The organism is Streptomyces sp. NPDC053069 (assembly GCF_044546895.1).
Classification (GTDB): domain Bacteria; phylum Actinomycetota; class Actinomycetes; order Streptomycetales; family Streptomycetaceae; genus Streptomyces.
Map to the genome: position 1 here is coordinate 293,855 of NZ_JBITZN010000008.1, position 13,486 is coordinate 307,340.

The 13,486-nt window shown below is 71.4% G+C and carries 14 protein-coding genes; 11 read left to right on the top strand and 3 right to left on the bottom strand.

What is annotated here, in order from left to right:
• The first annotated feature begins 55 nt into the window (after positions 1-55).
• The 3 genes from ACIGXP_RS20915 to dapD all read left to right on the top strand — a co-directional run bounded on the left by ACIGXP_RS20915 (position 56) and on the right by dapD (position 1,966).
• Positions 56-379, top strand: coding sequence for a multidrug efflux SMR transporter (locus ACIGXP_RS20915; RefSeq protein WP_363217098.1), 324 nt, complete (start codon positions 56-58; stop codon positions 377-379).
• Positions 379-915 (top strand): TetR/AcrR family transcriptional regulator, encoded by a 537-nt coding sequence (locus ACIGXP_RS20920; RefSeq protein ID WP_399770255.1) that lies wholly within the window; start codon positions 379-381, stop codon positions 913-915. The genes ACIGXP_RS20915 and ACIGXP_RS20920 overlap by 1 nt, the downstream gene beginning before the upstream one ends.
• A gap of 64 nt (positions 916-979) precedes the next feature.
• Complete coding sequence (gene dapD / locus ACIGXP_RS20925; RefSeq protein ID WP_363217095.1) at positions 980-1,966, top strand: 2,3,4,5-tetrahydropyridine-2,6-dicarboxylate N-succinyltransferase; 987 nt, start codon at positions 980-982, stop codon at positions 1,964-1,966.
• Between the two features lie 174 nt (positions 1,967-2,140).
• Here the strand turns inward: dapD and dapA are convergent, their stop codons facing one another.
• Entirely contained in the window at positions 2,141-3,049 is a 909-nt protein-coding gene (gene dapA, locus ACIGXP_RS20930) for a 4-hydroxy-tetrahydrodipicolinate synthase (protein WP_399770257.1), read from the bottom strand.
• Positions 3,050-3,193: 144 nt separating this feature from the next.
• On the opposite strand from dapA, the gene ACIGXP_RS20935 reads away from it, so the two are divergent.
• The 3 genes from ACIGXP_RS20935 (at position 3,194) to ACIGXP_RS20945 (ending at position 4,847) form a co-directional block, all read left to right on the top strand.
• The gene (locus ACIGXP_RS20935; RefSeq protein WP_363217121.1) at positions 3,194-3,346 is read left to right on the top strand and encodes a hypothetical protein; all 153 of its coding nucleotides are present in this window, start codon (positions 3,194-3,196) and stop codon (positions 3,344-3,346) included.
• Positions 3,343-4,038, top strand: coding sequence for a hypothetical protein (locus tag ACIGXP_RS20940; RefSeq protein ID WP_399770259.1), 696 nt, complete (start codon positions 3,343-3,345; stop codon positions 4,036-4,038). The genes ACIGXP_RS20935 and ACIGXP_RS20940 overlap by 4 nt, the downstream gene beginning before the upstream one ends.
• 254 nt (positions 4,039-4,292) lie before the next feature.
• Positions 4,293-4,847: a DUF3618 domain-containing protein gene (locus ACIGXP_RS20945; protein ID WP_363217092.1), complete on the top strand. Its 555-nt coding sequence runs from the start codon at positions 4,293-4,295 to the stop codon at positions 4,845-4,847.
• Between the two features lie 78 nt (positions 4,848-4,925).
• Here the strand turns inward: ACIGXP_RS20945 and ACIGXP_RS20950 are convergent, their stop codons facing one another.
• Positions 4,926-6,752: an endonuclease/exonuclease/phosphatase family protein gene (locus tag ACIGXP_RS20950; protein ID WP_399770261.1), complete on the bottom strand. Its 1,827-nt coding sequence runs from the start codon at positions 6,750-6,752 to the stop codon at positions 4,926-4,928.
• A gap of 266 nt (positions 6,753-7,018) precedes the next feature.
• On the opposite strand from ACIGXP_RS20950, the gene ACIGXP_RS20955 reads away from it, so the two are divergent.
• The 5 genes from ACIGXP_RS20955 to ACIGXP_RS20975 all read left to right on the top strand — a co-directional run bounded on the left by ACIGXP_RS20955 (position 7,019) and on the right by ACIGXP_RS20975 (position 12,165).
• Positions 7,019-8,446, top strand: a complete 1,428-nt coding sequence (locus ACIGXP_RS20955) for a hypothetical protein (protein WP_399770264.1) — start codon at positions 7,019-7,021, stop codon at positions 8,444-8,446.
• Between the two features lie 172 nt (positions 8,447-8,618).
• Positions 8,619-10,067, top strand: coding sequence for an alkaline phosphatase PhoX (locus ACIGXP_RS20960; RefSeq protein WP_399770266.1), 1,449 nt, complete (start codon positions 8,619-8,621; stop codon positions 10,065-10,067).
• 110 nt (positions 10,068-10,177) lie between these two features.
• Entirely contained in the window at positions 10,178-10,792 is a 615-nt protein-coding gene (locus tag ACIGXP_RS20965) for a hypothetical protein (RefSeq protein ID WP_399770268.1), read from the top strand.
• A 44-nt stretch (positions 10,793-10,836) separates the two neighbouring features.
• A complete protein-coding gene (locus ACIGXP_RS20970; RefSeq protein WP_363217087.1) occupies positions 10,837-11,475 on the top strand; it encodes a 2'-5' RNA ligase family protein in 639 nt (212 codons plus the stop codon).
• A 129-nt stretch (positions 11,476-11,604) separates the two neighbouring features.
• Entirely contained in the window at positions 11,605-12,165 is a 561-nt protein-coding gene (locus ACIGXP_RS20975) for a helix-turn-helix domain-containing protein (RefSeq protein WP_363217086.1), read from the top strand.
• A 102-nt stretch (positions 12,166-12,267) separates the two neighbouring features.
• Here the strand turns inward: ACIGXP_RS20975 and ACIGXP_RS20980 are convergent, their stop codons facing one another.
• On the bottom strand, positions 12,268-13,467 hold the full coding sequence (locus ACIGXP_RS20980; RefSeq protein WP_399770270.1) for a TerD family protein: 1,200 nt from the start codon (positions 13,465-13,467) through the stop codon (positions 12,268-12,270).
• Positions 13,468-13,486: the final 19 nt, after the last annotated feature.

Consider the following 13,486-nt stretch of genomic DNA (forward strand, 5'->3'; position numbering starts at 1 on the left):
TGCGCTCAGGCGGCCATGCGTACGCCCGTACACAACGGTGTGTACGCTCGTACACATGGGATATCTGACACTCGCCGGCGCCATAGCCGCCGAGGTCGCCGCGACGACGGCGATGAAGTACAGCGAGGGATTCAGCCGGCTCTGGCCCTCGCTCGTGACGGCTCTGGGCTATCTCGTCTCCTTCGCGCTGCTCGCCCGGACACTGAAGACCGTCCAGATCGGCACGGCGTACGCGATCTGGTCCGGGGTGGGCACCGCGGCCATCGCCGTGCTCGGCCTGCTGCTCTTCGGAGAGGGGCTGAGCCTCGTCAAGGTGGGCGGGATCCTGCTGATCGTCGGCGGAGTGGTCGTACTGAACCTGGGCGGAGCGAGCCACTGATGCCCCGCCGCTACGACCCCGACCGGCGCCGGCGCCTCATCGACGCGGCGATCCGCGTGGTCGGCAGGGACGGCATCGCCGGTCTGAGCCACCGCTCGGTCGCCGCCGAGGCGGACGTCCCGCTCGGCTCCACGACGTACCACTTCGCCACCCTGGAAGAGCTGATGGTGGCCGCGCTGCGGCAGGTGAACGAGAACTTCGCCAGGGTGCTCGCCGAGCGGCTGCCGGACCAGGGCGACGGCGGCGACCTGGCCGGGGACCTCGCCGGCGCGCTGGGCGCGTGGCTGAGCGGCGACCGTACCGGCGTGGAGCTGGAGTACGAGCTGTATCTCGCCGCGCTCCGGCGCCCCGCGCTGCGCCCCGTCGCCGCCGAGTGGACCGAGGACGCGGCGGCACTGCTGGCTCGGCGCACGGACCCGGTCACGGCCCGCGCGCTGCTCGCCCTGATGGACGGGATCTGCCTCCAGGTCCTGCTGACCGGCGGTTCGTACGACGCGGAGTACGCCCGCACCGCGCTGGCTCGGCTGATTCCCTGAAGGCGCGCCCGGCACGTGAGACGCGGTTCGCCCTCACGACCCCGCTCACGTTAGGTTTTGTTCCATGACCGAGTCTGCTTCCCGTACCACCGGCGCCGTCGCCGCCGGCCTCGCCACCCTCGCCTCCGACGGCACCGTTCTCGACACCTGGTTCCCGGCCCCCGAGCTCGTCGAGGAGCCGGGCCCCGCCGGCACCGAGCGGCTGACCGCCGAGCAGGCGGCCCAGCTGCTGGGCGGCGGCGCGACCGCGGCGATCGGCCCGGACGCCCGCCGGGGCGTCGAGGTGGTCGCGGTCCGTACGGTCATCGCCTCGCTCGACGAGAAGCCGCTCGACGCCCACGACGTCTATCTGCGGCTGCACCTGCTCTCGCACCGCCTGGTCAAGCCGCACGGCCAGAGCCTGGACGGCATCTTCGGCCACCTCGCCAACGTCGCCTGGACCTCGCTCGGCCCGGTCGCCGTGGACGACATCGAGAAGGTGCGGCTGAACGCCCGCGCCGAGGGCCTGCACCTCCAGGTCACCTCGATCGACAAGTTCCCGCGCATGACGGACTACGTCGCCCCCAAGGGCGTGCGGATCGCCGACGCCGACCGGGTTCGCCTCGGCGCGCACCTCGCCGAGGGCACCACGGTCATGCACGAGGGCTTCGTCAACTTCAACGCCGGCACGCTCGGCACGTCCATGGTCGAGGGCCGGATCTCCGCGGGTGTCGTGGTCGGCAACGGCTCCGACATCGGCGGCGGCGCCTCCACCATGGGCACCCTGTCCGGCGGCGGCAACGTGATCATCTCCATCGGCGAGCGCTGCCTGATCGGCGCCGAGGCGGGCGTCGGCATCGCGCTCGGTGACGAGTGCGTCGTGGAGGCCGGCCTCTACATCACCGCGGGCACCCGGGTCACCATGCCCGACGGCCAGATCGTCAAGGCCCGTGAACTGAACGGCGCCTCCAACATCCTCTTCCGCCGCAACTCGGTCAGCGGCAAGGTCGAGGCCCGCCCGAACAACGCGGTCTGGGGCGGCCTGAACGACATCCTGCACAGCCACAACTGACCACCGGCGGCCGTGACCTGCGGCCGCCCACTCGACAAGCCCACTGCTCTGATCAGCTCGGATGCCGTGGGCTTCTGTCGTTGTCGGTCGGCGTCGGGCGACTCATGCTGCGGCCACCCCGGCGATCGTGCGTTCCTCAAATATGGTCGACCGAATGGGTGAGTGCCCGGCCGGTCAGCTCGCGACCAGCTCCGCGTGCAGCGCCAGCAGCATGTCGGCCGTCTCCCGGCCGGCGGGCAGCAGCGGGGGGCGTACCGGTCCGGCGGGCAGGCCGAGGCGGGTGAGGAGGGCCTTTGCGGTGACGGTCCCGGGCAGGCCCGCGGCCATCATCGCCTCGATCAACGGCGTGGCCCGCAGCTGGAGTTCCGTCGCCCGGGCGGTGTCGCCCGCGTCGAACGCGTCGAGGATCGCGGTGATGTGTCCGGGAACGGCGTTGGCGACCGTGCTCACACAACCCGCCGCGCCGACCGCGTACAGCGCGAGCACGTGCTCGTCGCAGCCCGCGTAGTACGCCAGGTCCGTGTGGGCCAGCACCTTCTGGGTGCCGAGCAAGTCGTACGAGCAGTCCTTGACGGCCACGATCCGCGGGTGCGCGGCGAGCCGGATCAGCGTCTTCGGCTCGATACGGGTGCCGGTGCGGCCGGGGATGTCGTACAGCATCACGGGCAGGGCGCTCGCGTCGGCGACCGCACGGAAGTGCGCCTCCACGGCCTCCTGCGGTGGCCTGCTGTAGTACGGCGTCACGAGGAGCACACCGTCGGCGCCCGCCTCCTCGGCCGCGCGGGTCAGTTCGACGGTGTGCCGGGTGTCGGCCGTACCCACGCCCGCGACCAGGGACGTCCGGTCGCCGACCGCCTCCCGGACGGCCGCGATCAGTTCCGCCTTCTCGGTGTCCGTGGTGGTGGGCGACTCGCCGGTGGTGCCGCTCAGCACCAGGCCGTCGCAGCCCCCGGCCACCAGCCGCGCGGCCAGCTTCCGGGCGCCGGCCAGATCGAGGGCGCCCGCCTCGGTGAACGGCGTGATCATCGCGCAGAGGGTGCGGCCGAAGGGGCGGGGCCGGGCGGTGGTGCGGGAGGTCGTCATGGGAGTAGTCTCGGCAGCTCGTGCGTGAAGATCTACTTAATTATTCTTAGGTATATTGTTAAGTGTCGCTGCAGCGTAGGGGCTGCCCTGTGTCCAACTCGGCACCTCATGGGTCACTATGGCCGGAGGGGTACCGACGTCGTCATGGGAGGCACCATGAAGCTCGGCAAGGCACTGGCCACCGGAGTCGCCGAGGAGCGGCCGGTCGTCCGCGAAGAGGAGATGCCGGCGCCCGAGGAGACCGTCCATGTCGAACCGGCCGAGCCGGCCCGCGACGAGGTTCCGGCCGCCCGATGAGACTGCGGCTCCCGGCGGAACGCCCGACGGAGCCGCCGACCGGATACAAGATCGCCCACCCGGTGCTGTCCCATGACGGCGCCCGGGCCGGGTTCACCGGAGTGTCGCTCGGCGGCGCGCTGCCGTACGGCGTGCTCGACGACGCCGCGTGCGTCTATGGGCGGCGGCACCGGCCGCCGGCGCGGCTGTGCGACTGCGGGTTCCACTGCGTCCATGAGCGGGGGGCCGCCGAGGCCATGCTCTGCACCGCCGAGCACCGGACGGCAGTGCTGCTGGAGGTCTCCGTGCTCGGCGCCTACATCCGCTTCGAGCGCGGCTTCCGCTTTGCCCGGCAGCGGGTGCGCACGGCCGTCGCGGGGCCCTGCGCCTGCGGTGCCACCGCCGTCGCCCTGGCCGATGCCGGCTGGGGCAGGCCCGGCTGGCGGGCCCTCGTTCCCGTCTGCGCCGGCTGTGTGCGCGGCCGTACGTCTGTCTCGCTCGCCGGGTTCGCCCGGCTGGCCGGGGAGGGTCTGAGGGTGGTGGCGCGGGGCGGCGGTACGGGGTTCCCCGCCGCCGGCTTGGCGGAGCGGGGGGATCCGGGAGTGCCCGAACTCGCCGCGGAGGCGGCGCTGTTGCAGGCGCGGCTCGACTGGTTCCAGAGCCAACTCGCGCGCCTCGGTGAGCGCGGGGGCGGCGCAGGTGAGCAGGGCTAACCGTCTTCGGGCCGGGTACCCGGGTCTCGGGGCACGCGTGCGGGTGCGTGGGCGTGGCGGCCTGCGGCGTCCCGTGCGGGTGCGTCGTGCCTGGTGTCGCGCCTACGGTGGTCTGTGAGCCGGTGCCGCGCCGGGTGGTGTCCGTACTCGGTTCGGCGGGCGCGTCCGCTGCGTGGCGGAGGGAGCTCCGCCGGTCGCTGCGGCACACCACCCGGCACGTTCCCGCGCCGCCGTGTGCGGCCCCAGGAGACGCCATGCGCATCGCCACAGCAGGAAAGGGCACACCGATGATGCACAGGATCCCGCACCGCTCGGGCGCCAAGGGCCCCGACGAGCTGCGGCAGCAGATCGAGCACACCAGGCACCAACTCGGGCACACCGTCGCCCAGTTGGTCGGCAAGGCCGATGTCAAGGAGAGGGCCCGGGTGCGGGCCGCCGACCTGAAGGACAAAGCCGGTGCCATGACCGTGCAACTGCGCGCGAGCGCCGCCCACGCCGGCCACGGCGTCCAGGGCCGGGCCGCCCAGGCAGGTCACATGGTGCAGGGCAAGGCCCTGAAGGCAGGACACGCGGTGCAGGGGCAGGCGGCCAGGGCGGGGCATGCGGTGCAGGGCAGGGCGCTCAGTGCCGGGCATGCCGTGCAGGGGCGGGCCGGGCGCGCGGGGCACGCCGTGCAGGATGCCGTCCCACAGCCGCTGCGTGGCGCTGTGCGCGCGGGTATGCGCCACCCGGGTCCGATCCTCGTGGTGGGCGTACTGGGCGCGGCGGCGGTGACGGCCGGTATCGCCTGGCGCAGGATGCACCACTGACCGTGACCAGGCGCGCCGGCGCCGCCTCGCAGGACCGGCCGAACGGTGTGTTCAGCCGGTCCTGAGCCTGCGGGGGGCCTACGGACGGAACCGCAGCACCTGCGGGTCGTGGTCGCTGATCTGGTCGTGGAACTCCGAGTTGACGTGCACGCTGTCGTACTCGAAGTCGCAGCCGCGCCGGATCGCCGGGCTGATCAGGATCTGGTCCAGAACCTGCTCGTTGCCCTGGTAGTCGTAGGTGTAACGCTCGCTCCTGGGCAGCGACTTGATCGCCGACCACAGCTCGCCGTCACCCTCCAGGATCTTCGCCGTCCCGGAGAACTCGAAGTCGTTCATGTCGCCGAGCGCGATGACGTTCGCGTTCTTCTGGACGTCGAGGATGCTCTTGACGAACGCGTTCACCTCGGTCGCCTGGGCGTGGCGCTGGATCTCCGAGCTGCGCACCGGCGGCTGGTACTGGGAGGTCAGACCCTGGTCGCCGCCCTTGGAGTTGAGGTGGTTGGCGATCACGAACACGGTCTTGCCGCGGAAGACGAACTCGCCCGCCAGCGGCTTGCGGCTGTTGGTCCAGGCGGCGTTCGCCGGGTCGATGCGGCCCGGGGAGGCCGTCAGCTGCGCCTTGCCGTGCACCTTGGTGACGCCGACCGCCGTGGTGGAGTCGCCGCCCGGACGGTCCACGAAGGACACCCGCTCCGGGTTGAAGAGGAACACCTGGCGGATGTTGCCGCCCGGCTCGCCGCCGTCCTGGTCGTTGACCGGGTTGATCGAGCGCCAGTCGTACTTCGGGCCGCCCGCCGCGACGATCGCGTCGATCAGCTTGTTCACGGTCTCGCTCGCGTCGACCGTGCCGTCGTCCTTGGCGCCGTTGTCGTCCTGGATCTCCTCCAGGGACACGATGTCCGGCGACTGCAGGTTGTTCACGATCGCGGCGGCGTGCTTGTCGAAGGTGGCGTCGGACGGGTCGAGGTTCTCGACGTTGTACGTCGCCACCGCCAGCTCGCCGCGCGACTGCTTCCGCGTGGTCTCGCGCTCCAGGCCGCCGCTCTGCAGCGTACCGAGCTTGCTCGCGACCAGGGTGTAGCCGCCGAACTGGTTGAAGTCCAGCGGGCCGGTCGTCGTACCGGACAGAGTGTCGCCGACGTTCGCCTTCGGGAAGTCGGCGGTCGCGCCCAGTGACTGGATCTGCAGCCGGCCGGTGTTCTGGGAGTCGTAGGAGCCGTAGACCGTGCCGCCGCGGCGGTTGCGGTGCTCGTACGGCTTCACCGTGACCCACAGCTCGCTGTACGGGTCGGTCGCGGTGACCACGCGGGTGTCGGCGACCTGGACGTTCATGCCCTCCAGGGACTCGTAGTGGTCCAGGGCGTACGCGGACGGGTCCAGGGGCAGGCCGTTGACGGAACCGTTCGCCGCGGTGTCGCCCTCGGGGGCGTACGCGTCCGGCACCGAGTTCTCGTCGATGACGACCGGCGCCGGGACCGGGTTGCCGGTGGAGACGGTGGTGACGGTCGGCTTGGTGATCTCCGTGACCGACTGGTTGCCGGAGGAGGCGCTCCCCGGGACGTACTCGGAGACCGTGCCGGTCACCGTCACCGAGTCGCCGACCGCGGCCTTCGGCGCGGAGCCGGTGAAGACGAAGACGCCCTCGCTGGTGGCCGGGTTGTCGTCCGGGGTCGGGTCCTGGATCCAGAAACCTCTGGAGGAGCCGTAGGTGCGGGTGGCCGTGACGATGCCGGGGACGTCCGTGACCTTCTGGCCGGCGAGCGGCGATATTCGGGTGGTGCCCTGGATGTCGTGGATGCGCACCGCGTCCGCATGGGCGGGGGAGGTGAGGACGACGGCGGACGCCGCACTGCAGACGGCGGCGACGGTGAGCGCGGCGAGGCGCGCGGAAGACCTGCTCGGCAAGGGATCCCTCCGGGGACGTGTGTGAGCGCCGGGACGAGGGTGGAACGGGAGCGTGCGGGGCTCGTAGCCCTCTGTGACACGCATAGAGCCGAGTGAACAGTTGTCCCCCCAACTTCTACGCGCGTCAATCTCCAGCCTGACGCGGGGAGTTGTCAAGGTTTCGGCCATGTACGGCCGCTGAAGGGGAGATGAACCGGGCGGCATGGGTGGAAATCCGTCTAGGCTGAGCGGTTGAGCCCGTTCACGGTGTTGAGGAGAACCAGCCGATGTCAGACAGCTCCCCCCTGCCGCCCGTACGGCTGCACCCCGAAGCGGAGCTGGCGCGCGCCGCGCTGTCCACGCCGTTGCTGTCCCGTGCCGCCCGCCTCGCCCGCTGGGCCGGCCCCGACACCCGCGTGGACGCCGGCGGCGGCCTGGCCGAGGAGCAGCTTCCGGCCGCCGCCGAACTGCTCGGACTGAACGGTGACGACGCCGCCGCCCACGCCAGCGAGGCCTGGCGGGTCGCCGTGGACGCCGGACTGGTCGAGATCGTGGACGAGGAGGCCGGGACCGTCCGCGCCGGCGAGGAGCTGAAGCTGCTCACCGCGGGCTCCCCGGCCGATGTGCTCGCCGTGTGGCTCGCCGCGCTGGAGACCGTCATCGCCGACGCGAGCGTGCCGGATCTGGATGATCTGGTCGATGCCCTGGACGAGGGCGGCGAGATCGATTTCTCGTCACTCGACTGGGACCCGGAGGCCGAGGCGGACTTCCTCGACGGCGTCCTCGGCAGCCTCTATCTGCTGACGGTGAGTGAGGACGGCCCCGGTGACGGTCCGGTCCCGCTGCCCGCACTGGCCGCCTCGATGCTCGTCCCGGACGGCATGGGTGAGCCGACCAACGACGTCCTGGAGCAGGTCTCCGACGCGATGATGCGGCTGGACGACCAGTTCCGGATGCTGGAGCCGGTCGGGCTCGTGGCGTACCGGCCGGTGGACGAGGCCCTCATGGCCGACGCCGACGAGGAGCCCGCCGCGCCGGTGGACGACACCGACGTCTCCCGCTACGGCATGGTCCGGCTCACCCCGCTCGGTGTGTACGGGCTGCGGGCGAGGCTGCTGGAGGCCGGCTTCCAGGCACCTGCCGTCGGTGAACTCGCCGACAAGGGAGCGGACGCGCTGCTCGACGGGACGGCGGGTTTCGGGCAGGCCGCCGCCCGCGCCGAGACCGAGCAGTGGCTGGCCCGGCGTGAACCCCTCACTGCGGCACGGGAGTTGCTGGCCGCGGCCCGGGGTGCCGACACGGGCGCGCCGCTGCGGAGACTGCGCTGTCAGCAGGCCCTGTCGCTCGTGGGCGCGGAGGCGGAGCCGGCGCTCCGCGAGGTGCTGGACGATCCCGAGCTCGGCGGCCTGGCCCGGGTGTGGCTGAGCGAACGGGGGGCTGCGGGGGTCCCGGCGCCGTCCGAGGCGATGGTCTTCTGGCTGACCATCGACACGGTTGCCGCGCAGCTGGCCGCCGAGGGCAACTCCGAGGAACTCCAGGCACTGGTGGAGGGGCTGGCGGCGCAGCACAGCGGGTTCTTCTCGGCAGCCTGGCGGGTGGAGCATCCGGCCACGGCCGATGTGCTGGAGGCGATGGGGCGGCTGCACCCCGACAAGAAGGTGGCGAAGGAGGCGCGGAAGGCGGCGTTCAAGGCGCGGTCGCAACAGGGCGCCTGACAACTCCTGAAGCCGGTCATGGGCTGGTCCATACGGACGGCATGCGGATTCTTGAACAAACGCCGGTGAAGTAGCCCGGCGTTCAACTCCCGTTCAAGGTGTGGCGGGAGCGTGTGCGCCGAACGAGGTCCGCCACCCTCCACGGCACTCCCACCGTCTCAGGAGACACACCATGTCGCTCACCCGCAGGGACTTCGGCAGGAAAAGCGCGATCACCGGCGCCGGGGTCGCCCTGGCAGGCAGCGTGGGCGTGCTCGCCACCGCACCGAACGCCCTCGCCGCGGCGGACATCGACAGCACCGGGACGGAGTCGGCGCACGGTGGCCACCACGGCGTCGGCTACGGCCCGTTGATCGCCGACCCGAACGGCATCCTGGCCCTGCCCGCGGGCTTCACCTACCGGGTCATCACCTACAGCGGCCGGACCAAGCTGGAGTCCGGCGAGTACACGCCCTCCCACCATGACGGCACCGCCGCCTTCGAAGGCCCCCGCGGCGCCACCCTCCTGGTCTACAACCACGAGCTCAAGGGCCCTCGTTCGGCCTGGCAGTACCCCGTTCCGCTCACCGAGGGCCTCGTCTACGACCCCGCCGCGTCCGGCGGCTGCACGGTCGTCGAGGTGCGCCGCGACCACGTCGCCGAATGGGTCGGCATCGCCGGCACCTCCACCAACTGCGCGGGCGGCAGCACCCCTTGGGGGACCTGGCTCACCTGCGAGGAGACCGAGGACAGGGCCGGCCAGAACGGCATGACCAAGGACCACGGCTACGTCTTCGAGGTCGACCCCGCCGACCGCCGCGCAGGCCGCGACCCCAAGCCCGTCAAGGCCCTCGGGCGCTACGCCCACGAGGCCGTGGTCATCGATCCCGGGCGCGGCCACGCCTACCTCACCGAGGACGCTGCCGGCCCGAACGGGCTGCTGTACCGATGGACCCCGCCGGAGGGCTTCCAGCACGGCCGCGGCAGGTTCCGCACGCTCGCCGACGACGCCGGTGTCCTCCAGGCCTTCAAGTGCTTCGACTCCGGCGGCAGGTTCGTCGACGACCTCTCCCGCGCCACGAAGACCGGCACGGTGTACGGCGTCGACTGGGTGGACGTCCCGGACCGCGACGCGCAGACGGTGGCCGTCCGCAAGCAGTTCACCGACGGCCAGGTCACCCGCGCCCGCAAGCTGGAAGGCATGTGGTGGGGCGACGGCGGCGCCTACGTCGTCTCTTCCTACGCCCGCGCGGAGAGCCCGGTCCAGCACGACGGGCAGGTCTGGTTCTACGACCCGCGGCGTCGCACCCTCACCCTGAAGGTCCTGCTCGGCGTCAACCCCGACCCGGCTGAGGACGGCAACTTCGACGGCCCGGACAACATCACGGTCTCCCCGTACGGCGGCCTCGTCATCGCCGAGGACGGCGAGGGCGTCCAGCACCTGTTCGGCGCCACGGAGGGCGGCCGCACCTACCCGATCGCCCGCAACGAACTGAACATCGGCACCGAAGAGGAGCCGGAGTACAGCGAGTTCACGGGCGTCACCTTCTCGCCCGACGGCAAGACCCTGTTCGCGAACATCCAGACGCCGGGCATCATGCTGGCGATCACGGGGCCGTGGGAGCGTCAGAAGCGCGCCTGAATCCTCGACACGGCGCCTCGGCTTAGATCACAAATTACTACCGTCTGTGCCTATATTTCTCACGCTGAGTAGCCGATTGAGCTCCATGCTCAGGTGAGAAAGGGTCAACCATGCGTAAATTCCAGCGCGCAGCGCTCGTGGCCGCCGTGGTCACGGGGCTGTCCGCACTCGGCGCCGGCACCGGCTTCGCCGACGGCAACGACGGTCCGCAGCAGGTCTCCGCGGTGGCATCCTCGCAAGCCACCGCCGTGGTCACGGGGGGTGCCCACCTCAGCGAGACGCACTCCGACTCCTCCGAGTCCCAGTCCGACTCGCAGTCCATGTCCCAGTCCGACTCGCACTCCGTCTCGGTCACGGCTCCGCCGGTGAAGGAACCGGCAAAGCCGGCGAAGCCGACGGAGCAGGACCACAAGAAGCACGAGCAGAAACCCTCCAAGCCCAAGCAAGATCAAAAGCCTTCGGCGGAGAAGCCCGAGCACAAGCAGCACGACGGGAAGAACGAGCACAAGCAGCAGGGCGCGAAGCACAGCCACAAGAAGCACGGTGCGAAGCACAGCCACAAGAAGCACGCCGCTGAGCACAGCCACAAGCACCACGACGCGAAGCCCAGCGACGCGAAGCCCAGCGACGACAAGCCCAGTGACGAGAAGCTCAGCGACGAGAACGCACGTGGAGTCGGCTTCCTGTCCGGCGCCTGGGTCTTCCTGCCGACTGCGGTTGATTGAGGAATGAGGCAGCGCCCGTCGGCGGGCGGGGCCATGATGGCGGTGTGCCCTGCCCCACGACGCCCGGCCCGGCCGAAGCCCTCGGCCGGCTCGACTCGGGTCCCACGCCCCGGACCGCCGTGGCGTGGCTTCCCCCGGCCGGACTCTGGCCCGCCATCCAGCGCATCCGCGTCGCCCACGACCCGCAGATCCGCCGCTGGCCACCTCATGTGAACCTGGTCTTCGGATTCGTACCGGAGGAGGACTTCCCGGCGGCGCTCCCGCTGCTGGCCGCCGCGGCCGCCGGATGCGAGCCCTTCGACATCCGGCTCAGCGGAGTCCGCGCGTTCCGCCACCGGTCCTACGCCACCGTGTGGCTCGACCCTGCTGCGGCCGGCCTCGAACCCTGGACGGAGCTGCAGCGCGCACTGGCGGAGCCCTTCCCGTATTGCACGGAGCGTTTCCCGCGCTTCATTCCGCACCTCTCGCTCGGCCGCACCCGCGCCCCGCGCGTCCTGGCGGCCGAGTGCGCCGCCCGGCTCGGTGTGCTGCACGCGCGCGTGGCCGAGATCGACGTGCTCGCCCGCCGCGGTGACGGCCCCATGCGGACGCGGGCCACCGTCGGCCTGGGCACCGGTGCCGTACACCGGCACCTCGGACCGGACCCGGCCACCGGAGGGTACGAGCCACCGGAGCGGCGCTGACCGGCACCGGCGAGCGCTTCGCGGAGGAGGTGCCCCTGCCCGGCCTGTTGGTGCAGACTCGGGTGTCGGCGCCGGCCGTCATCCCGGTGGTGACGACGACGAGGACGCAAAAGATCGGGGAGTGACTGGATGCCGCAGCCGAGACCCATGCGTGCGGACGCTCGGCGCAACTACGAGCGGTTGCTGAAGGTGGCGGCGGAGGCCTTCGCCGAGCATGGGGAGAACGCGTCGCTCGACGACATCGCCAAGCGGGCGGGTGTCGGCTCGGGCACGCTCTACCGGCACTTTCCGACGCGGCAGAAGCTGCTGGAGGCCGCGTACGTGGACCGGATCGAGGCGTTGGGGGCGCGGGCCGACGAGTTGGCGCGGGAGCTGGCGCCGGGTGAGGCGCTGATGGAGTGGCTGAACGAGTTGTGTGTCGCCACGCTTCAGGTGCGCGGGATGAAGGCACTGCTGGGCAAGGCGGTCACGGACAGCGACGCGGCTCCGGTGACGGCGTGCGGGTCTGTGGTGCAGGGTGCGGTGGGTCCGCTGGTGCGGGCCGCGCAGGCGGAGGGCAGCGTGCGGGGCGATCTTGAGCCGATCGAGCTGCTTCGGCTGGTGCATGGGGTGGCGACCGCGTTGGAGTGTGCCGAGGGGCGGCAGATCCGGCGGTATCTGACGCTGCTGGCGGAGGGACTGCGGCCGTAGCCGGAGCGTTTTGAGCTTCGTGGGTACGACCGCCCGCAGCTGTGAGCGCCCCGAAGGGCGCGGGGAACTGCGCGATCAGCCCCCGCGCCGCCACACGGAGAACTACAGGGCCCTCGCTCCCGGTTCCACCATGTTCCGCACCGTCCGGGCCTTCACGAACTCGCCCATCGCCGTCATGTCCCACTCGCCGGAGAACTGCCGGATCAGCTTCGCCATCATCACGCCGGTCTGGGGCTCGGCGTGGGTGAGGTCGAAGCGGACCAGTTCCTCGCCCGTGGCCGCGTCCACCAGGCGGCAGTACGCCTTGGCGACCTCGGTGAACTTCTGGCCGGAGAAGGAGTTCACCGTGAAGACCAGGCCGGTGACCTCCTGGGGCAGGCGGCCGAGGTCGACGGTGATCACCTCGTCGTCGCCCCCGCCCTCACCGGTGAGGTTGTCACCGGAGTGCCGGATCGCGCCGTTCAGGATCGTCAGCTTGCCGAAGTAGCAGCTGTCGAGGGCGTTGCGCTGTGGGCCGTAGGCGATGACCGAGGCGTCCAGGTCGATGTTGCTGCCGCGGAACGCGGGCTCCCAGCCGAGGCCCATCCGTACCTGGGAGAGCAGCGGCCGGCCCCCCTTGACCAGGGACACGGTCTGGTTCTTCTGCAGGCTGACCCGGCCTTTGTCGAGATTGATCTTTCCGGCGCCCGGCGCGGGGGCGGCCGGGGCCGGGGGAGGGGACACCGGCGGGGCGGGCGGCGTGACGGGGGTCTGCATGGTGGCTGCCGGGGCGGGCGCCGGCGGTGCCGACGGCTGGGGCGGTGCCGCGGGCTCCTCCACCGTCACCCCGAAGTCCGTCGCGATGCCCGCCAGACCGTTCGCGTACCCCTGGCCGACCGCCCGGGCCTTCCAGGCGCCGCCCCGGCGGTAGATCTCCACGACGACCAGTGCCGTCTCCGTGCCGAGCTGCGGCGGGGTGAAGGCGGCCAGCACCGAGCCGCCGTCCGCGTCGCGGATCGTGGCCGTCGGCTCGATGCCCTGGAAGGTCTGGCCGGCCGCGTCCGGGCTGGCCGTGACCACGATCTTCTCGATGTCCGGCGGGACGGCGGCGGTGTCGACCGTGATCGCGTCCGGTGCCGCACCGCCGCCGGACGCGTAGCTCACGCCGGGGCCCGTCGGCTGGTTGTAGAAGATGAAGTCGTCGTCCGAGCGCACCTTGCCGTCGGCGGTGAGCAGCAGGCCCGACACGTCGAGCCGCACCGGCGCGGCCACGTCCACCGTGACGCGGGCGACCGACAGAGGGATGTTCGAGCCTGGGGTCATAGCTGTCATGCCGGGTGAA